Raw genomic sequence first — 21137 nt, forward strand, 5'->3', positions numbered from 1 at the left:
GTTTTTACCAACAATCCCCTTTGATTTTCTGTGCACTATTACTAAATTTGTGGTCCCAATAGCAACCTAAAAAGGATTACAAAATGTATTCTATTGTTGAAGCAGGTGGTTTCCAGTATAAAGTCGAGCTCGGCAAGGCCTACAAGCTCCCGTTGATCGACGCCGCTGTTGGTTCTGAACTGGAGCTCAAGTCCGTCCTTCTTTTCTCCGGAAAAGAAGTGCAAGTCGGCACCCCTGTCCTGAATGATGCTTCTGTCAAGGTCGAAATTCTCGCCCATGGCAAGGAAGACACGATCATCGTGTTCAAGAAGAAGCGTCGTACTCGTTACGAACGTCGTAACGGTCATCGTCAGGGCTATACCGAGGTGCTCGTCACGGAACTCCGCTCTGGCGCTGAATCTGCAGTCGTAGACCCTCAAGTTATTACCCGCAACCGCGCTCGCGTGGCTGCCCTTGCTAAGCAGAAGGCTCAGAACAAGCCGCTCACTCGCAAGGAAAAAATCGCTCAGGGACTTCCGAAGCCGGCTAAGGTCAAGAAGAACTCTTTGCGTAAGGCTAAGGAGGCTTAATCCATGGCACATAAGAAAGGTCAAGGTTCAGTACGTAACGGCCGCGACAGTAACGCCAAGTATCTTGGTGTTAAGAAGTATGCGGGCGAAACCGTCAAGGCTGGCAACATCATCGTTCGTCAGCGCGGTTCTCACTTCCACAAGGGCAACAATGTCGGTATGGGCAAGGACTTTACCTTGTTCTCCCTCATTGATGGCAAGGTGAAGTTCGAACGCCTCGATGCAAAGCGCCAGAAGGTCTCTGTCTATTCTGAAGAAGCCTAATAACTTTGGTTAGCTTTTAAAAGCCGGACGCGAGAGCGCCCGGTTTTTTTTATAAAACAAACTTTATTCTCCGATGATTGTGCTGAATCCTACGAGGGCGCGTTTGCTCGGATCCATCTCGATGCTATTTTACCGGGGAATAATCCGGTCGCAATCCACAAATTCCGTGGGGAATCTGCGGTCGTGAGCGTCGGGCAGAAGATTTGGGAAGTTACAGTTGTCGCCATCAAGAACGATCGCGTTATTTTGCGCGATGAAATTGGAAAGTTTGAGCTGAAGTACTAGTTTTATTATTTGCGTTTTTTCTACATTGTTAGTGTGAATTCTATGCGCTTATTAAAACTTTATTTCTTATCTCTTGTCGCTGTATTTCTCTTCGCCTGCTCCGATGACGATGAAGGTCCGGAATACATGTTCGACAGGGAAATTTCGGAATATTCTGTTCTTTACGATTGTGAAACAGGTGGAGCTGATAGCAATTCCTGTTTTAAAATCCGTTACCGCTATCCATATCGTCTTGACGATTACGCGGGGCTGTGCCTTTGGTTCGATACGACAATTGTTAACGACACTTCTAAGGCGGTAAGCGATAAGCAGATTCGGCTTGCTCACGATACCTCAAATGAGGAAACTTATTTCCACGAGTACAAGAAGTCGGGCCGTTATTACGACACAATCGATGTGTCTAAAATGGTTGCGCCGTTTATCAAAGACGGTTATGATTCCCTCCAGGTGGCTTTGTTCAGCGAATATACGGATGGGGGCGACCCAGGTGCTGTACAGCGTTTATTTTTGCATTTTAAGGACAATTTTGACCCTGCGATTGTTGTGCCTGATGATTCTGTTTGGTCCAATGGAGTGTTGCTTTCATGGGATCGCCCCACAGACCAGACGAGTTTCCATATGATTGGTGCTGGTTCGGGCAAAATTTACGGATATAATGTCGTTATTTACGCTATTGACCGCCCGGACGAAGATATTCGCGATTTGAAGGTTTCTGTTCAATCTCCTGCAGGCACTGATTATACGGGTGGCACGATTTACAAGCGCAATGCTCAGATTGTTCATACCAATGATTCCGTGTATGTTAAGGAACTCGAACGAAACGATAAGGACAAAAATTATCTTCGCCTTGTTGTTTTTGATGGTCAAGGGTATGATGCCTCTAATCCGGTGAAAAACCATTTCCGCATGATTATCGAAGGGCTCCGCACGAGGTCCAATACCGATAACTATGAATACAAGGTGGGGTTCTCGTCTTGGGATATCGTTGGCAACCGCAGTGGTTCTCAAGGGGACGTTCAGGTCGATCCTAAAAACTGGAAAGGGATTATGACGACGGATTCCATTGCTCCGTTAATGCCGAGCAAGATTTTTGTCGAGGAAGATTCTCTGTTCCCGGGATATGCAAAGTTGGATAGCAATAACCGAGTCCGTATTTATTGGAATCGAAGTGTTGACCCGATTACGTTCAAGCATGGTATTACAATTGATTCGGAACTTGTTATTCCGAAGAACTGCCATGTTCACGAATGTTATGAAAAAGTCTCGAAATACATTGTCGAGTATTACAATAAAGTAGACAAGTCTTGGAAGCGTAATGCTGAAGCCGAGGATCGCTTTGGGGCGCACTATATCAAAGAAGATGATGGAACGTTTAAATTGGATGTCTTGGATACAGGCTCGTTTGTAGGCGACACAATCCGCAGGGTTGCTCCTGGCGATACGATTATTCTGCGAATTTTGGCTGTAGATAATTCCGGCTATAAATCTGATGCTTTGCTGGATACGGTGTTTGTTTCGCCGGGTAAGCTCGGTTATGAACTGAAATGCCCAGTTGGCTTTGTGGCTGTTTCTACATCCGACACCACGTCGTTCTGCATGGAGCGATTAGAACATCAAGATGCAGATGGAAAATTTGTGACAAACGTATTGCATTCCGAAGCTGTTGCTGCATGTGAAGCTATTTCTGCAAGTGGCTTTGAAGTTTCTCTTTGCCGTGAACGCGATTGGGAACTGGCTTGCTTGTCGGGTGGCTCGCTTTCGTACGGCGTGATTGAAGAAGATGATACCGATGCTTCTGATTATCTCTTCCGCGTGTGCAATGTGAGCACGAATGATTCTACGATTGCTGCCGATATTGCTAAGCGCGATGCGGGTTGCATGAACCCGATGGGCGTGAGGGATTTACCGGGCCAGTACCAAGAGTGGGTGATGGGTCGATCCGAAGATACCATTGCCGTTTTGAAGGGCTCTAGCTACAAGATTTTTGAAGGCCTCGATCGCGAGTCTATTGCATACTGCACCAACCGTGCCTTCCCGTTCTATACGCGTCCGGCGTACACGCAAGATACGGTGTATCTCTACCGTGAAGGTACGCAGGTCGATACGGTTTATGCCGCCGATACGACGAGAACGTTGTACAAAATATTGACAAAGAGCGACTTCAAGGATACGCTCCAGTTCTATGATGTCGTTGATTCCAAGGGTAAGGTTATTGGAACGGATTACTCGCTTTATTCCGAATACCAAAAAGGTGGCAAGACTTGGCTTGACTCTTTAGCGAATGGTCTTACGTACAAACCGTCTCGCAAGGAACCGGTGTTCCTGACAGGCGAAAAGCGCTATTACCGAGAAGCTTCGTCATTCTACAAATCTCCGACCATTGGCTTCCGCTGCTGCGCATATAAAAAATAGAGCGCGGCCTTTGGCGCAGTTCTATTTACAATGTCATCCCGGCTTTATGCCGGGATCGCCTTTTAAAAAATGAAAGAAATGAATACAGAAGACTTTTTGAATGTCGCAAAGGACCTTGCTCTTAAAGCGGGCAACCTTTGCCTTGAACTCCAGAACAACCTTGGCGATGTGCGCTACAAATCCGTCAAAGACGTTGTGACCATTGCCGATGTCAGCAGTGAAAAGCTTATTGTCGAAGGGCTTCGTGCGGCATTTCCGACGCACTCCATCCGCACCGAAGAAGCTGGCATTATCGAAGGCTCGGACCCGCGCTACCGTTGGATTATCGACCCCGTCGACGGAACGGTGAATTTTAGCCGCGGCATTCCGCTGTGGGGAATTTCGATTGCCTTGCATTTTGAAGGCAAACCGCTGGTGGCGGTTGTTAATTTGCCCAAACTCGGTGAACTCTACACCGCAGCAAAAGGCATGGGTGCGTTCATGAATAACAAACAAATTCACGTGAGCCGCGAATCTAATGCAACGCATGCCATTGTTTCGAATGGAGACTTTAACGTTGGTGATGCTGCAAAAATTAATGCGCAGAATTCGCACAACTTTGCCCGCGAAGCCGAAACGTTCGAACGCGTGAAGTGCTTGGGCTCTGCTGTGATTGAAGGCTGCTTCACGGCCTGCGGCCGCATTGATTGCTTTGTAATGACCATGAGCTATCCGTGGGACATTGCGGCTATAGCGCTCCTCGTCGAAGAAGCGGGTGGCAAGTCCACGCACATCGATGGCACTCCCATGCAGTTCGTCGACGCCGAACAGGTTATATTTACCAACGGCCTTTTACACGACACCCTCGTGAAAACTTTGCAATAGGCGCTAGCCGAACCTTTACTGGATTTGACGAAAAACATTCGTCATCCTGGAGGCACGATGTGCCGATAAGACAACCTCAAAAGGCGAGCGTTGCAGCTATGCTTGCATAGATATAACCGAGCCTAAGAGGTTGGGGCTTGCCCCATCCATAATTTCTCGTATAACAAAAAAAATCCCGATTCCAACGGAACCGGGATCTTTCATTTTCTAACAGTTTTTAGCATTGGCCAATGACTATTGACCAATGACTAATAACTAATTACAGCGGAATATTTCCGTGCTTCTTCCAAAGCACAGCCTTCTTCTTGTTCTTCAAGTTTTCGAACGCAGAAACAAGGCGGTCGCGAACGCTCTTCGGTTCAATGACTTCGTCAATGAATCCGTTGCCAGCGGCAATGTACGGGTTCAAGTACTTTTCTTCGTATTCGTTGATGTACTGTTCGCGGAGCTTGGCCGGTTCTGCAGATGCGGCGATTTCCTTTCTGCGGAGAATGTCAACAGCGCCTTCAGCACCCATCACGGCGATTTGTGCAATCGGGAGGGCGAACACGCAGTCTGCACCGAGGTTCTTGCTGTTCATGGCGATGTATGCGCCACCGTATGCCTTGCGGAGGATGAGGGTCACGCGCGGCACAGTTGCTTCGGCGTATGCAAAGAGGAGCTTTGCGCCGTGGCGGATAATGCCGTTGTGTTCCTGCTTCGTACCCGGCATGTAACCCGGAACGTCTTCGAGCGTAAGGATAGGAATGTTGAAGCTGTCGCAGAAGCGGACAAAGCGTGCGGCCTTATCGCTAGCGTCTACGTCCAAAGAACCGGCGAGGTACTTCGGCTGGTTAGCGACAACGCCAATCACGTTACCGTCGAGGCGGATAAAGCCGATGACGACGTTCTTTGCAAATTCCGGCTGGATTTCGAGGAAGGAATCCTTGTCGGCGAAGCAGTTGAGCACGTCGCGAACATCATAAGCGCGCTTAAAGTTGTCCGGAATGATTTCTTCGATGTCGGCGGACTTGTCTACGATTGTACCGATCTGGGCGACAGACTTGTCTGTGTTGCTCTGCGGGAGGTACTTGAGCAAGTTACGCACGCCTTCGAGGCATTCCTTGTCGTCCTTGTACACAAAATGTGCAACGCCGGACTTGGAAGAATGAACGCCTGCGCCACCGAGCTGGTCCGGAGTCACGACTTCTGCAGTCACAGCTTTCACGACAGCCGGGCCCGTGATGAACATCTGGCTCGTCTTTTCGGTCATGAAGATAAAGTCTGTAATAGCCGGAGAGTAGCAAGCACCACCTGCGCACGGTCCGAGAATCACGGAAATCTGCGGAATCACGCCGCTTGCCCAAGTGTTACGGGCAAAAATGCCACTGTAACCGTCGAGGGAGCTAACGCCTTCTTCGATACGTGCGCCACCGCCGTCGTTAATGCTGATAAACGGCACCATGGAATCAAGGGCGAGGTCCATCACGTGGCAAATCTTCTTGGCGTGTGCGGAACCGAGAGAACCGCCGCTCACCGTGAAGTCCTGTGAGCAGGCGTAAACCGGGCGGCCATTGATCTTGCCGTAACCCGTCACGACACCGTCACCGTAAATGCGCTTGGATTCCGGGAGCTCGATGCTCTGGGAAAGGCGCATGGCGCCGATTTCCTTGAACGTGCCCTTGTCAAAAAGGATTTCAAGGCGTTCACGAGCGGTGAGCTTGCCCTGGGAGTGCTGTTTTTCTACACGAGCGGCGCCGCCACCGGCCTGTGCCTTGGCGTTGCGTTCGCTCAACTTTTCTAAATACGATTTATCCCACATAGTATTCCTGTGTGTAGCGATTACTTTTGAATGCGCTTGATAAGGTTGGTAAGGACTTCGCCGGGGCCAAGTTCCTTAAATTCGGTGGCACCGTCTGCAATCATGTTCTTGACCGTCTGTGTCCAACGGACGGGGGAGGTGAGCTGAGTGAGCAGGTTAGCCTTAATTTCGTTCGGATCCGTGTGCGGCTTGGCATCTACGTTCTGGTAGACCGGGCAGACCGGAGTCGAAAATTCAGTTTCTTCGATAGCCTTTGCAAGTTCTGCACGGGCGCTTTCCATGAGCGGGGAGTGGAATGCACCACCGACCTGCAGCGGAACGACGCGCTTCACCTTGCCAGTGAGGTAGGCGGCAACTTCGTCAATACCAGCCTTTTCGCCAGAGATAACGACCTGTCCCGGGCTATTGAAGTTTGCCGGAACAACTGCGGCGTCCTTGACCTGTGCGCAAGCATCTTCGACGAGTTCATCAGAACCGCCGAGAACAGCGGCCATTGTGCCCGGACGGAGTTCGCAAGCCTTCTGCATGGCTTCGGCACGCTTTGCAACGAGCTTGAGGCCTGCTTCGAACGTAATGGCGCCCGTAGCGGTAAGTGCGGAGAATTCGCCGAGCGAGTGCCCAGCGGCCATATCCGGCTTGCCACCTTGGACCTTAGCCATAGCAACAGAGAGCAGGAACACTGCTGGCTGCGTGACTTTCGTCTGCTTGAGGTCTTCTGCGGTGCCGTTGAACATTACATCCGTAATGTTGAAGCCGAGAATTTCGTTTGCCTTTAAGAACATCGACTTTACGTCGGCGTTCGACTCGAATAAATCTTTGCCCATTCCTGGGAACTGAGAGCCCTGACCGGGAAATACGTATGAAATCATGGCTCAAATTTAGTAAATAATATTACTGTAAATGGTATTTATATATTACAGAAAACATACTTTTTAAAAAAGTTTACAATGCGCATTTTGCCTTAAACACACTAACTAATATAGGTGTGATAAGTGTTTACCTTTTATCCCTAAAAACTGCATTTTGTACGTTTTTTGTGAAAACGGCAATTTACGAAAGAATATTTTTCTATCTTTGTGCTAAAATTTTATCAAAAGAGGATACAATAATATGGCTAACGAAGAAATCAAGAGCAAACTCAAGGCATTCTTTATGTCCGATCTCGGTGTAGACGGCGATGTCCTGAATTACGATACTCCGCTTTTCGGCGAAGAAATCGGTCTTGACTCCGTGGACTCCCTTGAAATCATCTCCTTCGTCGATGATAACTTCGGCGTTTCCATGACTGGCGTTGCTAAGGAAAACTTCCAGAGCATCGATACTATCGCTGCATTCATTGAAAAGAACAAGGCTTAATCAAGCCTTTTTATTTGAGTATTGTTTGGAATATCTATGACATCTAATAATTGTCGCTGTGTTGTTTCGGGCCTTGGCGTTATTTGCGCTGTAGGCAACAATGTTGAAGAAACCTGGAAAAATGCCCTGAATTCCGTCTCCGGTATTCACAAGACCACTTCTCTCGATACCAAGAACTGCTATGCAGACTTAGCTGCCGAAGTGAACTGTGATACACTCGATGAGATTGAATGTCCGGACGAAAAGGACCGCGCCTCCAAGCTCTGCATCAAGGCTGCAAAAGAAGCCCTCAATGATGCCGGTCTTGGTGACTTTGCTGATAGTAGCCGTGTAAGCGTCATTATCGGTAGTTGCGTGGGTGGTGTCCTCAGCATCGAAAAATACCATTGCGGCGGTAAGGATGCCAACGAAATTCCGAAAATGCCCATTGCTGCAATTGCTTCCCAAGTGGCTGAATCCTGCCATGCGGGTGGCATTGTGACAAACGTGGGTAACGCTTGTGCTGCCGGTACGATTTCCATTGCTCTTGCTTGCGACCTTATTCGCGCAGGTAAAGCCGATGTCGTTATCGCTGGTGGTTCAGACTCCTTTGCTTCTGTTCCGTATTCTGGCTTCCTTTCTCTCCATGCCTTGGACGAAAATGGTTGCTCTCCATTCAATCATTGCAACGGCATCACCCTCGGTGAAGGCGCCGGCATTGTGATTGTTGAATCTTTGGAACATGCCGAAAAGCGTAACGCTAAGCGTTACTGCGAAATTCTCGGCGCTGGCGTCACAAGCGATGCTCACCACATTACGGCCCCGCGCGAAGATGGCATCTGCCTCCTCGAAGCGATGGACCGCGCTGTCAAGAATTCTGGTATCAAGAAAACGGACATCGGTTACCTCAATGCTCATGGTACGGGTACCGGCAAGAACGACAATGCCGAAATCAATGCATTCCACAAGTTCTTTGACGAAGAAAATCCAACCTTGAGTGTTAGTTCGACCAAGGTGATGACCGGTCACTGCCTCGGTGCCGCGGGTGCAATCGAAGCTGTGTTCAGCATCAAGGCTCTTACGACGAATACCGTTCTCCCGACGCTCCACTACACTGCCGAAGATTCCGAAGCCCTCAAGGCTAAGGTCGGTCAGATGGACTATGTGCAGAACACTCCGCGTGCAAAAGAACTCGAATGTGTCATGAGCAACAACGTTGCTTTCGGTGGCACGAACGCAAGTATCGTGTTCAGCAAGAAGCCGGGTGACGTGCAAAGCCAGGTCGCTAAGGATAAGAAAATCGCTGTAACAGGTGTAGGCATTGTAAGCCCGCTTGGCAACAGCAAAGAAGCATTCCTTGAATCGGTCAAGAACGGCAAGCTCCCGGAATCCGCTTCCATTTGCTCGACCGTCACGAACGACGATTACAAGGAACTCGGCATCAAGATGGCTTTCTACCGCAAGCTTGATAATCTGGGACAGCTCCAGACTGTTTCCGGCATGCGCGCCCTCAAGGATGCAAACCTCACAGTCACCGAAGACAACGCAAAACAGATTGGTATCATCGTGGGTACTAGCGAAGGCGGTCTCGGTGCTACTTATGATTTCCAGGAACTCATCACTGAAGCCGGCAACGCTGGCGGTAGTGCCTTCAAGTTCCCGCACACAGTTTATAATGCCGCTGGTGGTTACCTCTCGATCCTTTCTGGAATCAAGGGCTACGGCGTCACCATCACGACGGGCCCGCTCTCGGGTCTCGATAGCATCGGCTACTCCATGAACGTTATTCATGACGGTCAGGAACAGGTCATGATGGCTACGGGTACGGACGAAAATCTCCCGATTATCACGGAATTCTGCCAGAAGCTGAACGTCGCTGCAGATAAGGTTGTGGAACCGTATTCCAACTCCAACGGCTTTGTCGTGGGTGATGGCTCTGTTTCGATTATCATCGAAAACGAAGACTATGCCAAGGCTCGCGGTGCTAAGGTTTACTGCTACGCTCTCGGTTACGGTAACGGCCGCAAGAACGTGAAGTTTGGCCACATCTCCGGTTCCGACGAAGTTCTCGATATCGCCATTAACGCAGCCCTCAAGGACGCGGGCGTTTCTGCAAACGAAATTGACGCTGTCTGCGGTTTTGCTAACGGTCTCAAGAAACTTGACGATATTGAAAAGGCTGCATACGCACGCGTGTTTGGAGATAAGCTTGCTAACCTCCCGCTCTTCCAGGTGAAGGAACGCGTGGGTGAAGGCCGTGCCGCTTCTGCCGCACTTGCTGCAGCCGAAGCTGCTCTTATGCTCGGTGGCGAACTTACCGAAGAAAACGCCTACTTTGTTGCAAATGACGGTAGCGTTTCCAAGAAGAAGGTCGCAACATCTGGCTTCAAGAAAATTTTGGTGACTTCCTTTGCTACGGGCGGTTCTTACAACGCTGTAGTTCTCGGAAAATAAATTTTTGAAGGAGAATTTATAATGAAAGTTGCAATCGTTACTGGTTCTTCTAAGGGGATTGGCAAGGCTTGCGCCTTGCGCCTCGCTCGTGACGGCTACACGGTCGTCGTAAACTATTCTAGCTCTGATGCTGCTGCTCAGGAAACTTTGGACCAAATCAAGTCCGAAGGTGGCGACGGCATGATTTACAAGGCTAACGTTGCCGTGCTTGCCGAAGTCAAGCAGATGGTTCGCGATGTTTTCAAGGCTTACGGCCGCATCGACGTTCTCGTGAACAATGCTGGCATCGTCCGCGATGAATACCTCCTCATGATGAACCCGGATACGCTCGATAAGTGCTTTGACTTGAATGTGAAGGGCTACTTCTACTGCGCACAGCAGGTCGCTGTCAAGATGTACAAGCAGAAGTCTGGCGTTATCATCAACATGTCTTCTGTTTCTTCTAAATTTGCTCTTGCTGGTCAGGCAGTTTACAGTGCCACGAAGGGCGCCGTGAACTCCTTTACGCAGACGCTCGCCAAGGAACTTGGCGGCTACGGCATTCGTGTGAACGCTGTCGCTCCGGGCTTTGTTGCTACCGAAATGATCGAAGCCATTCCGGAAGAAACCCGCAAGGGCTACCTCGAAAAGGTGCCCCTCAAGCGCTTTGCTTCTGCTGACGAAGTTGCAAACGTTGTTTCTGCTCTCGCTTCTGACCAGTTCGCTTATGTGACAGGTCAGGTCATCGTATTGGATGGAGGTCTTTCCCTGTGATGAACATTTTCCAGATCAGCGAAAAGATAGCCCAGCGTCCGCCGTTCCAGATGATTGAAAAGGTCACGGAACTTGTCCCGAACGAATCTGCTACGGGTATCAAGAACGTTTCTGTGAACGAACCGTACTTCATGGGCCACTTCCCGGGCACTCCGATTATGCCGGGCGTTCTCATTTGCGAAGCTTGCGCTCAGCTCTGCTCTCTCGTTATCGAGAAACCGGCCGGAGATCTCGAAAAGAACTTGTACGTTCTTTTGAAGATTGACGGATTCAAGTTCGTGAAGCCGGTAATTCCGGGCGACCAGCTCGAAATCACCGTCAACAAGACGAAGGGTGGTGGTGTTATCGTTGGTTTTGACTGCGTTGTCAAGGTGAACGGCAATGTCCACGCCAAGGGCTCTCTTACGTTTACGAGCATTCCCAAGGAAAGTTTGGGCAAGTAGTCTAGATGGCTGAGTCATTCCGGCCGGAGCCTGCCCTGAGCGTCGTCAAAGGGCCGGCGTTGCTTGAAATGTCATGCCCGACTTGTTCGGGCATCTCCTAAAAGCGAAGTATTGCATTGTTGATGATTGAAAAAGCGAAAAATATAATTGCTGATTTGTTCTGGAAGTTAGTGCTCCTCGCTGTTGTTTACGGGGTGCGCACTTACTTGTTAGTAGTTTATCGTCCCAAGATGAAGTTCTTAGGGTCTGTCAAGTCTACTGATTTGAAGCAACCGATGGTGATTATCGCAAACCACACGAGTATGCTTGATCCGTTGATGGTACAGTCCTTGTTTTTCCATAAGCGCAGTATCGTTGTTGCCAAGGACCAGGTGGAAGACCCGCATTTTAGCTGGGCTTTGAAGCGTTTCAAGAACGTGATTCCTTGCGACCGTTTTAACCTCGATACTGAATGGGCGCTCCTTGCCAAGAAGGAACTCGAAAAGGGCAATTCCGTTATTATTTTCCCGGAAGGCAAGTGCCGTTACGATGGCCTCTTGAACGAATTCAAGACCGGTTTTGCATTCCTCGCTCGCAGTACGGGTTATCCGGTTCTTTCTCTCGGCATTGATGGTATTTATAAGATTGGTCACCGTACGCAGATTGTGGTGGACGAACCTGAAACGATTGAACGCGTGAAGGGCATTCCGTCTTCCAAGCATCTCGCCGAACGTAGCGAATATTTCCGCCAGAAGGTCTGGAACTTGAAGCAAATCGCTTTGGGACAGCAAGGGGCAATTCTCCCTGTCGCTGCTGAAACTCCGGCTGAAATTTCCGAGGAGAGCAAGTAGTGAAAATAGGCTTGGCTCTAGAGGGTGGGTCGCGTCAGACCATTTTTTCGGCAGGCGTTTTGGACGCTTGGCTCGATGAAGGTGTTTATTTCCCGTATATTTCGGGAGTAAGTGCTGGTTGCCATGCTGCCATGAACTTTGTCACGCGCCAGCGTGGCCGTTTCCGCTACATTATCCAGCCGACTAAAATTCAGCAGGGTAGGGATAAGGCTCATCGCATTTTCGATGGTATCCAGAAGGAATGTTATGCGCTCCATTACAATGCGGCGTATGGCGATATGCCCTTTGATTTTCACCTGTTCTTTGGTTCGGGCGTGGAATGCGAATTTGGCTTGACGTGCTTGGAAACGGGGCGTTCGGAATTTTTCCAGGAATACATGAGCGAAAAGCGTTTGCTCGATATCGTGAATGCAAGCAGTGCGCTCCCGATGCTATTCCCGATTGCCCAGATTGACGGCAAGCATTATGCGGATGGCTGCGTGACCTCTCCGATTCCGTACCAGCGCGCCTTTGAAAAGGGCTGCGACAAGGTCGTTGTGGTCTCGACGCATTACCCCGGCGAAATTGTGACGGACTTCCGCAAGTACCGCGTGATTTTGAACCCGATGTTCAAGCGCAAGTATCCGGATTTCTTCCGTGCGCTCATGTTGCGTTACAAGCGTTACGAGAAGATGTTTTCCGAGATGGAAAAACTCGAAAAAGCAGGCAAGCTTTTGATTTTCCGCCCGGAAAAAGAAGTTTGCGACCTCTTTGCTACGGACCGTAATGAGCTTGACGAATCCTATAACATGGGGCTTGAATACGCTAAGCGTCGCATGAACGACATCAAAACCTTCATGGAAATTTAATTAGTAATGTCACCCCGGCCACCGAGCCGGGTATTTTTTTGCTGTCATCCTGGAGCGCAGCGATGGAATCCATTATTTTTTACCTTGTCACCCCGGTCTCTGTACCGGGGTCGCCATCTCGAATAACAAAAAACATTATTACGAATGTAAAACTTTATTTACTGAAAATTGCAAAATGCATAAACTTACAAAAATGTAAGTATTTGCATTGTAGACCCTCGTTTTTTAGCGAAAAAAAGCAATTGTTAAAACTTCTGAAAAACTAACTTACAAAAATGTAAGAAAATGAAGATTTTTGCTCCTTTTTCACTTTTTGGGAGCACCCTTTACTATCTTTACAACCGTTAAAACATTAACAATCTAACTCTCAACGGAGATATATAAAATGGCAATCAAGAATGCTTACCTTCAGAAGGTTTATGAAAAGGTCGTCGCACGTGATCCGGATCAGGCCCTCTTCCACCAGGCTGTCCGTGAATTCCTCGAATCCCTCGACCCAGTCCTCGAACAGGACAAGTCTTGGGAAACCAACGGCGTGATCGACCGCCTCGTCGAACCGGAACGCGTGATCACTTTCCGCGTACCTTGGCTCGATGACAAGGGTAACGTTCAGGTCAACCGTGGCTACCGCGTGCAGTTCAACTCCGCTATCGGTCCTTACAAGGGCGGTATCCGTCTCCGTAACGAAGTTACTCTTTCCATGCTCAAGTTCCTCGGCTTCGAACAGATTTTCAAGAACAGCTTGACCACACTCCCGATGGGTGGTGGCAAGGGTGGTTCTGACTTCGATCCGAAGGGTAAGAGCGACAACGAAGTGATGCGCTTCTGCCAGTCTTTCATGACTGAACTCTGCAAGCACATCGGTGCAGACACGGACGTGCCGGCTGGTGACCAGGGTACTGGCGCTCGCGAAATCGGTTACATGTTCGGTCAGTACAAGCGCATTCGCAACGAATGGGTTGGCGTTCTCACGGGTAAGGGCCTCTCCTACGGTGGTTCTCTCGCTCGTACCGAAGCTACCGGTTACGGCCTCTGCTACTTCACTCGCGAAATGCTCAAGGACCTCGCTAACGACTCCTTCCAGGGCAAGACTGTCGTGATCTCCGGTTCTGGTAACGTTGCTCAGTTCGCTTGCCAGAAGGCTACTCAGCTCGGTGCTAAGGTTGTGACCGTTTCTGACTCCAACGGCTACATCTATGATCCGAACGGCATCAACCTCGACGTCGTTCTCGACCTCAAGAACAACAAGCGCGCTCGTATCAGCGAATACGCTAAGCTCGTTCCGGGTTCTGAATACCACGAAGGTTCTAAGGGCGTTTGGACGGTCAAGTGCGACATCGCTCTTCCGTGCGCAACTCAGAACGAACTCGACCTCGAAGGTGCAAAGGCTCTTATCGCTAACGGCGTGAAGGCTGTTGCTGAAGGTGCTAACATGCCGTCTACTCCGGAAGCTATCGAAGCTTTCCAGAAGGCTGGCGTTCTCTTTGGACCGGCTAAGGCTGCTAATGCTGGTGGCGTTGCTACCTCTGGTCTCGAAATGTCTCAGAACTCCGAACGTCTCTCTTGGACATTCGAAGAAGTGGACAAGAAGCTCGAAGGCATCATGAAGAGCATCTACGCTGCTGCATCTGGCGCTGCTGCCAAGTACGGCGACAAGAAGAACCTCGTCATGGGTGCAAACATCGCTGGCTTCCTCAAGGTTGCCGATGCCATGAAGTGGCAGGGTGCGGTGTAATTTCCGAAGGAAATTACCACTCTAAAAAGTCCTCGGTCTCGAAAGAGCCGGGGGCTTTTTTTCTTTAACTGCAGCTTTTTGTCAACTATTTTTATATTTGCATCATGATCACGAAGACAATTAAAATTCAGTATCTCGATGAATCGATCCCGAAACTCACTTATATCGGCGGCAAATCCGATTGGATTGACCTAGCTGCGGCAGAGACCGTGACGCTGAAGGCGGGGGAGTTCCGCTTGATTCATCTAGGTGTTGCGATGAAGTTGCCTGAAGGCTACGAGGCACACATTGCTCCCCGTAGTTCCACTTTCAAGAACTTCGGCATTCTACAGGCGAATTCGGTGGGAGTGGTGGACTCGAGCTACTGTGGCGCGAACGACTGGTGGAAAATGCCTGTGTACGCGACTCGCGATGTTACGATTGAAAAGGGGAGTCGCATTGCGCAGTTCCGTATTATGGAAATCCAGCCGACGCTTACGTTTGTGGAAGGCGCGCTTGATGGCGCTGATCGTGGTGGCTTTGGCTCAACCGGAATTTAATTCGTTTCCTTTTAGTCGGTTTCTTTCGTAAATATTTTATTTTTGTGATTTTGCAATCCATTGTTTGCAAAATGTGGCACTTATTTGCTTTAGAAATGCTAGAAAAGTTAACTTTTATACCGGCATTTTTATGGTGTGTGGAAATGGCAAAAGTTAAAAACAGTAGATTGTATGAAGTACTGAATTTGTTGCGCTTGACAATTCTATGGAAACTACAAAACTTTAAGTTTTGGTAGTCTTGCTATTTTTTGTCTTTGGCTTTTTGTCTTGTTTGGGTTTATCCTTGGGGGATAAATCCTTCAGGAGCATTTTTATAGCTTTTTTGGCTTGCTCGATGCGAGTGTCAATTCGCTTTTGGAATTTGTTTGCAACTTTGTTTGCTCGGCCAAGGATTCTGTTTTGCGTAAAATAGCCGATTTCTCTGGAGTCGGCGCAGTGGCTAGACTTTTCACAGACGAGATAGTAGCAGTCTTCGGGGACGACGTAGAATGAAATCTTGGAAGAGTCTTTGGCGTTGTACAGTTCGCGCTTGATGCGGATGGGTGTGTTTCCCGGTTCTGCAAGGAATATCTGCAGTTCTACAAGGAAGCGGTCTTGCCAAGGCATGTAATCGATTTCTTGCAGGCTTACAAGGCGATTTCCGAGTTTGGTGGAGCCTATGCGTTCAAGAGGCATTTCACGATTGCCTTGCCAAAGGCTCGACTTGATGTAGATTTTTTCGTTCTGCTCGTGCATAAGCGAAATCAGGTAGTCCTGTTCCACATCGTTTAACTTGTTGAAAAAGAGCGTATCGCCTTTGCGCGGAACATAAATGCTGCGCGTTTCAATAAAGGCGTCTTCGCCATTCCACTTGAAATTGCGGTGAGGCGTATAGACCTTCCCGTTATTCGTGATGGTGATGGAATCACCGGGAACGCCCAAAACTCTGCGTACCATATTGTCCTGGTTGCGCATGATGCCCCAAACAAAATCCCCGTCCTTGATATTTTCGGTGCAGCGGGGGAGCTTGCACATCCACAAAATACCGTGCTTTTTGAATTTGGGGTACAGGGAATTGTCTTGGACTCGAACCGGCTCTATAACGTAATGGCGAACACCAATCATGATAGCAAGGACAACACCGAGTATAAAGACCAAGAAAAACACGTGCGCCCTGGAATGGCGTCGTTGTAATGACCTGACTTTACGATCGAGTGCTGACATTGCTCTACAAACTACAATTAATCGTTGCCGCCGGTGGAATCGTCGCTGAGCGAAAGCACTGCAAGGAATGCCTTTTGCGGCACTTCCACAGAGCCGATGCTCTTCATGCGCTTCTTACCTTCCTTCTGCTTTTCGAGGAGCTTGCGCTTACGGGTGATGTCACCGCCGTAGCACTTGGCAAGCACGTCCTTACGCACTGCCTTCACGGTTGAACGGCTGATAATCTTTCCGCCGATAGCACCCTGGATGGCAACGTCGAACTGTTGGCGCGGAATGAGGTCCTTGAGCTTTACGCAGATGGCGTTTGCGTAGGTGTTGGCCTTGTCGCGGTGGATAATCACGGAGAAAGCGTCAACCGGGTCGCCGTTCAAGAGAATGTCGAGCTTCACGAGGTTGTTGCGCTTGTATTCGCTCGGCGTGTAGTCGAGACCTGCGTAACCGCGACTCAGAGACTTGAGGCGGTCATAGAAGTCGAACATGATTTCTGCAAGCGGAAGGTCGTACTTGAGGATGACCTTCGTTTCGTCGATGTATTCCATGGTCTCGAACGTGCCGCGCTTTTCTTCGCAAAGCGTCATCATGGCGCCGACATATTCCTTCGGCGTAAAGATCTGAGCTTTTACGTATGGTTCTTCGATGTAGTCGTAGCGGCTAGCATCGGGGAGCTTGGACGGGCTTTCGATTTTCACCATGGAGCCGTCGCTCATGTAAACGTGGTATTCCACGTTCGGCACGGTCGTGATGATGTCCACGTTGAATTCACGGTCCAAACGTTCCTGCACGATTTCCATGTGCAGAAGTCCGAGAAAGCCCGTGCGGAAGCCAAAGCCGAGTGCTTCGGAAGTTTCCGGTTCCCAGCAAAGTGCGGAGTCGTTCAGGCGGAGCTTTTCGAGGGCTTCGCGCAAATCTTTGTAGTCTTCCGGGTCGATGGGGTAGATACCCGAGTAAATCATCGGGAGCACGTCCTTGTAACCCGGGAGCGGTTCTGCGGCAGGGTTTGCTGCATCCGTGAGCGTATCACCGATTTTCACGTCGCTGATGGTCTTGACGTTTGCAAGCACGTAACCGACCATGCCTTCGGTGAGTTCCGGGCGCGGATCGCGGCGCATGCTGAATGTACCGACTTCGGTCACCACATATTCGCCGCCTGTCTTCATCATGCGAATCTTCATGCCCGCCTTGAGCGTGCCTTCGACAATGCGGATGTAGTTGATCACGCCACGGTAGGAATCGTAAACGGAGTCAAAGATTAGAGCCTTGAGCGGCTTGCCAGCATCACCCTTCGGGGCTGGGATTTCGTCGACAATCTTGTCGAGCACCTGTTCTACGTTGAGGCCCGTCTTTGCAGAAATGCGCGGAATCTGGTCCGGATCGTAGCCGAGCAAATCGCCCACAAGTTGTGCTACGTGGTCGGGCTGTGCACCCGGAAGGTCTACTTTGTTCAAAACCGGGATGATCGTAAGATCGTTTTCAATGGCGAGGTAGAGGTTCGAAAGCGTCTGTGCTTCGATGCCTTGGCTAGCATCCACCACGAGGATGGCGCCTTCGCAAGCGGCGAGGGAACGGCTGACTTCGTAAGTGAAGTCCACATGCCCCGGGGTGTCGATCATGTTCAAGATGTATTCTTCGCCGTCCTTTTCGTAAACCATGCGGATGGCGTGAGCTTTAATCGTAATGCCGCGTTCGCGTTCCAGGTCCATGTCGTCCAGGAGCTGGTTCATCATTTCGTTTTTGGAGACCGTCTTGGTCAATTCAATCATTCTGTCGGCCAAGGTGGATTTGCCGTGATCGATGTGGGCGATAATACTAAAATTGCGAATATTGTTGTTTTGCGGCATATTAAGATGTTGAAGAGTTTTTGCGTAAATATAGAAATCTTGTGCCTGTTTATTGGTACTCGCTGTGAACCCTTTAAAAAAAAACTATATTCTAGTTGAACAATTTGTTCTTTTAGAACGATAACAACGGAAGATTGCTTTGTTTAAAAAGTTCATTATTTGCAGTGCTTTGTGCCTTGCCGCAAACGCTTTTGCCGCGGGTAAAGTTTTTAACAAGGATTATACGGGGACGACCCAGATTCTTGCCCTGATTAAAACTCATGAAGGGGTAATTGAGGTGGACCTGAATTTCAAGGCGGCACCCAATACCGTAGCCAACTTTATTGATCTCGCCAATTCTGGTTTTTACAACGGGCTTGTTTTTCACCGTGTCATCCAGGGATTCATGATCCAGGGTGGTGACCCGAATGGCGATGGAACGGGCGGTCCCGGTTACACCATCGACGATGAAAAGAATGATCTCAAGCATGAAACCGGCGTGATTTCGATGGCAAACAGAGGCCCGAATACCGGTGGCTCGCAATTTTTCATTACGCACCTGCCGCAGCCGCATTTGGACGGCAAGCACACGGTGTTTGGCAAGGTCATTAAAGGACACGACGTCGTATGCCGCATTGACCCGAATGATCCGATTTTGAACATTACAATTGTGGAAAAGAAGTAAATATGAGTTCCAAAAAAGCGACATCTAAAGCGCCTGCAAAGGCGAGTGCTTCTGAAAAGAAATCTGCTCCGGCTAAGAAGCCTGCTGCCAAGGCTGCTGTTCCGGCAAAAAAGGCTCCGGCGAAGGCTGCACCTGCTAAGGCTCCCGCCAAGCCTGCTCCAGCCAAGAAGCCTGCTGCTAAGGCTGCTCCCGCTCCGGCCAAAAAAGCTCCGGCAAAGGCAGCTCCTGCTAAGGCTGCTCCGGCCAAGAAGCCCGTCGCAAAGAAGGAAGTTCCTGCTAAAAAGGAACCTGTTAAAGCGGTAAAGGCGGCTCCGGCTCCTGAAAAAAAGCCGGCTGCAAAATCTGTTGCCGAAACTTCCAAGAAACCCGCTCCGGCAAAAAAGGTTGAACCGGCAGTCGTGGCTAAGGCTCCGGCAACTCCCAAGAAGGCTCCCGAAAAAGAAGTTGCAAAGGAAGTCGAAAAGAAAGTCGTGAAGGAACCTGTTAAGGAAGTTGTTGAAAAAGCAGCTGAAAAGGCTCCTGAAAAAGTTTCTGAAAAACCGAAAGTTGATGCTCCCGAGAAAGTTGAAGTGAAGAAGGCATCTGTGAAGTCTGATTATCCGTATGCAGTTTTGCTTGAAGGCGGCAAGAAGCCTTGCAAGTTCATCATGTTTGTTGAAATTGATGAACAGGAAGAACGCGCCAACAAGAAAAAGGTTACTTCTGAAATGAAGAACCTCGAAAAGAAGCCGACTTCTGCAATCCGCCACAAGATTTCTCTTGCTGAAGAAACGCAGGAAGAATTGACGGAACGTATCTTGAAGGAACTTGAAGAACAGAATGCCGCATTCACGCGTGAGGCTGCAACGCAAATTTGTACGCGTTGCAACAAGAATCTCGTGTCTCCAGAATTCTGGGTCGATAAGCATCTCGGCTATTGCGAAGAATGTGCAGCTATTTTGCACTTGGGTCAGTCCAAGGAAGCCCGCAAGGTGGAATACCAGTTGGGCGCAATGGGCGGTGACTCTCTCGACGAAGTGGAGGACGATGATATCGAAGGACCGGACGCAGCAGCTTTGAAGGAAGCTGAAGAAGAACTCGCCGATTTCGACGATTAATTTGTCTCCACGACCTGTCATTCTAAATAAAAAAGCCGAGGCGTTGAACCTCGGTTTTTATTTTTGTCTTTCTGGATTAATTTAAATAAATTAATTAACCTTTCTCATCACGCCGATGACGCGGCCTGCAATTGAAAAGTCTTTTTTATTGTTCACAATAATCGGCTTGTACTTCGGGTTTGCCGGACGTAGTTCAACATGATCTGCGCTCGGGTGGTAGTACTTGACCGTTGCTTCGTTATCGATCTGTGCAACAACAATTTCGCCAAGATCGGCAGTCTTTTGCTGACGAGCGAAAATCAAGTCGCCATCGAAAATACCGGCGTTGATCATGGAGTCACCCTTGACGCGCAGCGCGAAAACATCGCTACGGCAGGCGAGGAAGTCTCTATCAATCGTAACAGTGCCTTCGAGATTCTGTACGGCAAGAATCGGCGTACCAGCGGCAACTCGACCGACAATTGGAATCTCAATTGTATTGCTTGCAACTTCCTTGTTAGATTCTTTATCGTCGCTTAAAATTTCGATACCGCGGCTGAGGCGCGGAGAGCGGTTGATGTAACCTTTCTTGATGAGGGCTGCGAGAATGGAACGCACACCGTTCGTAGAAGAAATATCGAAGTGGTTGCCGATTTCGCGAACCGTTGGCGGCATGTGGTTTTCCTTAGAATACTTCTTAATGTATTCGTAGATTTCCTCTTGTCTGGCCGTCATTTCTTTGCGTTTTTCGTTGTTGTTTTCCATTTTTTGCCTCTCGTCATAAAGGGTTCTGGAATTTATACAATATAAATATAATGCACAACTGGGCAATTGTCAATATTTTCAGTGCACAAAAGTGAAGTTTTTATGAAAAAATTTGTTATAGATGAAATTTTTTAGTCGTTTTGTTCATATTTACAGCAATCTTTGCTATATTTGCATGCACTTCGGGGTGTAGCTCAGCCTGGTAGAGCGTCTGCTTTGGGAGCAGAATGTCGTCAGTTCGAATCTGGCTACCCCGATACACAAAGAGCCGCCCCGCAGGGGTGGCTCTTTGTGTATTTGGTGGGGTGCCAGAGGAACTGACGAAGTCAGTTCGACAAAATCCGCCAATGTTTGAACGGAGAGAAAACGAATGGCGGATTTTGCGCTGCACGCGTGCGTGCAGCCCGTAGGGCTCGAGCCACTCGGCGTAGCCGAATAGGGGCGAGAGCAATCTGGCTA

At 49.2% G+C, this 21137-nt stretch carries 19 protein-coding genes and 1 tRNA gene; 15 read left to right on the plus strand and 5 right to left on the minus strand.

From position 1 onward, the window contains the following. The first annotated feature begins 83 nt into the window (after positions 1-83). The 4 genes from rplU to BUQ91_RS04560 all read left to right on the plus strand — a co-directional run bounded on the left by rplU (position 84) and on the right by BUQ91_RS04560 (position 4394). Positions 84-569 carry a 50S ribosomal protein L21 gene (rplU, locus tag BUQ91_RS04545; protein ID WP_072828036.1) on the plus strand — a complete coding sequence of 162 codons (486 nt, stop codon included), beginning with the start codon at positions 84-86 and terminating at the stop codon, positions 567-569. 3 nt (positions 570-572) lie between these two features. Then, on the plus strand, positions 573-833 hold the full coding sequence (gene rpmA / locus BUQ91_RS04550) for a 50S ribosomal protein L27 (RefSeq protein WP_072828035.1): 261 nt from the start codon (positions 573-575) through the stop codon (positions 831-833). Positions 834-1160: 327 nt separating this feature from the next. Then, positions 1161-3530, plus strand: coding sequence for a hypothetical protein (locus BUQ91_RS04555; protein ID WP_254842245.1), 2370 nt, complete (start codon positions 1161-1163; stop codon positions 3528-3530). Positions 3531-3599: 69 nt separating this feature from the next. Continuing rightward, positions 3600-4394 (plus strand): inositol monophosphatase family protein, encoded by a 795-nt coding sequence (locus tag BUQ91_RS04560; RefSeq protein ID WP_072828034.1) that lies wholly within the window; start codon positions 3600-3602, stop codon positions 4392-4394. Between the two features lie 259 nt (positions 4395-4653). Here the strand turns inward: BUQ91_RS04560 and BUQ91_RS04565 are convergent, their stop codons facing one another. Together BUQ91_RS04565 and fabD are read right to left on the minus strand one after the other, a co-directional pair. Beyond that, positions 4654-6195: an acyl-CoA carboxylase subunit beta gene (locus BUQ91_RS04565; RefSeq protein ID WP_074208313.1), complete on the minus strand. Its 1542-nt coding sequence runs from the start codon at positions 6193-6195 to the stop codon at positions 4654-4656. A 20-nt stretch (positions 6196-6215) separates the two neighbouring features. Beyond that, positions 6216-7064 (minus strand): ACP S-malonyltransferase, encoded by an 849-nt coding sequence (gene fabD, locus BUQ91_RS04570; protein ID WP_074208314.1) that lies wholly within the window; start codon positions 7062-7064, stop codon positions 6216-6218. Positions 7065-7305: 241 nt separating this feature from the next. Between fabD and BUQ91_RS04575 the strand changes: the two genes are divergently transcribed. The 8 genes from BUQ91_RS04575 to BUQ91_RS04610 all read left to right on the plus strand — a co-directional run bounded on the left by BUQ91_RS04575 (position 7306) and on the right by BUQ91_RS04610 (position 15132). After that, positions 7306-7551, plus strand: coding sequence for an acyl carrier protein (locus tag BUQ91_RS04575; RefSeq protein WP_014544921.1), 246 nt, complete (start codon positions 7306-7308; stop codon positions 7549-7551). Between the two features lie 36 nt (positions 7552-7587). After that, positions 7588-9984 (plus strand): beta-ketoacyl-[acyl-carrier-protein] synthase family protein, encoded by a 2397-nt coding sequence (locus tag BUQ91_RS04580; protein WP_074208315.1) that lies wholly within the window; start codon positions 7588-7590, stop codon positions 9982-9984. Between the two features lie 21 nt (positions 9985-10005). Next, positions 10006-10737: an SDR family NAD(P)-dependent oxidoreductase gene (locus BUQ91_RS04585; RefSeq protein ID WP_072828030.1), complete on the plus strand. Its 732-nt coding sequence runs from the start codon at positions 10006-10008 to the stop codon at positions 10735-10737. After that, positions 10737-11180, plus strand: a complete 444-nt coding sequence (gene fabZ, locus BUQ91_RS04590) for a 3-hydroxyacyl-ACP dehydratase FabZ (protein ID WP_072828029.1) — start codon at positions 10737-10739, stop codon at positions 11178-11180. Before BUQ91_RS04585 ends, fabZ begins: the two co-directional genes overlap by 1 nt. Before the next feature lie 122 nt (positions 11181-11302). Beyond that, on the plus strand, positions 11303-12010 hold the full coding sequence (locus BUQ91_RS04595; protein ID WP_072828028.1) for a lysophospholipid acyltransferase family protein: 708 nt from the start codon (positions 11303-11305) through the stop codon (positions 12008-12010). Beyond that, complete coding sequence (locus tag BUQ91_RS04600; protein WP_074208316.1) at positions 12010-12858, plus strand: patatin-like phospholipase family protein; 849 nt, start codon at positions 12010-12012, stop codon at positions 12856-12858. The genes BUQ91_RS04595 and BUQ91_RS04600 overlap by 1 nt, the downstream gene beginning before the upstream one ends. A 385-nt stretch (positions 12859-13243) precedes the next feature. Next, a complete protein-coding gene (gdhA, locus tag BUQ91_RS04605; RefSeq protein ID WP_072828026.1) occupies positions 13244-14593 on the plus strand; it encodes an NADP-specific glutamate dehydrogenase in 1350 nt (449 codons plus the stop codon). A 104-nt stretch (positions 14594-14697) separates the two neighbouring features. Continuing rightward, entirely contained in the window at positions 14698-15132 is a 435-nt protein-coding gene (locus tag BUQ91_RS04610; protein ID WP_074208317.1) for a dUTP diphosphatase, read from the plus strand. A gap of 222 nt (positions 15133-15354) precedes the next feature. Here BUQ91_RS04610 and BUQ91_RS04615 read toward each other — a convergent pair whose 3' ends face one another. Together BUQ91_RS04615 and lepA are read right to left on the minus strand one after the other, a co-directional pair. Continuing rightward, complete coding sequence (locus BUQ91_RS04615; protein ID WP_074208318.1) at positions 15355-16335, minus strand: S26 family signal peptidase; 981 nt, start codon at positions 16333-16335, stop codon at positions 15355-15357. 17 nt (positions 16336-16352) lie between these two features. Then, entirely contained in the window at positions 16353-18173 is a 1821-nt protein-coding gene (lepA, locus tag BUQ91_RS04620) for a translation elongation factor 4 (protein ID WP_074208319.1), read from the minus strand. 139 nt (positions 18174-18312) lie between these two features. Here lepA and BUQ91_RS04625 point away from each other — a divergent pair, with 139 nt between their 5' ends. Together BUQ91_RS04625 and BUQ91_RS15645 are read left to right on the plus strand one after the other, a co-directional pair. Continuing rightward, complete coding sequence (locus tag BUQ91_RS04625) at positions 18313-18837, plus strand: peptidylprolyl isomerase (RefSeq protein WP_074208320.1); 525 nt, start codon at positions 18313-18315, stop codon at positions 18835-18837. A 2-nt stretch (positions 18838-18839) separates the two neighbouring features. Further along, entirely contained in the window at positions 18840-19934 is a 1095-nt protein-coding gene (locus BUQ91_RS15645) for a hypothetical protein (RefSeq protein WP_175566597.1), read from the plus strand. A 90-nt stretch (positions 19935-20024) separates the two neighbouring features. On the opposite strand, the gene lexA is transcribed toward BUQ91_RS15645, so the two are convergent. Beyond that, positions 20025-20678, minus strand: coding sequence for a transcriptional repressor LexA (gene lexA / locus BUQ91_RS04640; RefSeq protein ID WP_072828019.1), 654 nt, complete (start codon positions 20676-20678; stop codon positions 20025-20027). 183 nt (positions 20679-20861) lie between these two features. Between lexA and BUQ91_RS04645 the strand changes: the two genes are divergently transcribed. Beyond that, positions 20862-20935 (plus strand) — tRNA-Pro (locus BUQ91_RS04645). Positions 20936-21137 lie beyond the last annotated feature (202 nt).

Origin of the sequence: Fibrobacter sp. UWB11, from assembly GCF_900143015.1 — a bacterium.
Lineage (GTDB): Bacteria > Fibrobacterota > Fibrobacteria > Fibrobacterales > Fibrobacteraceae > Fibrobacter.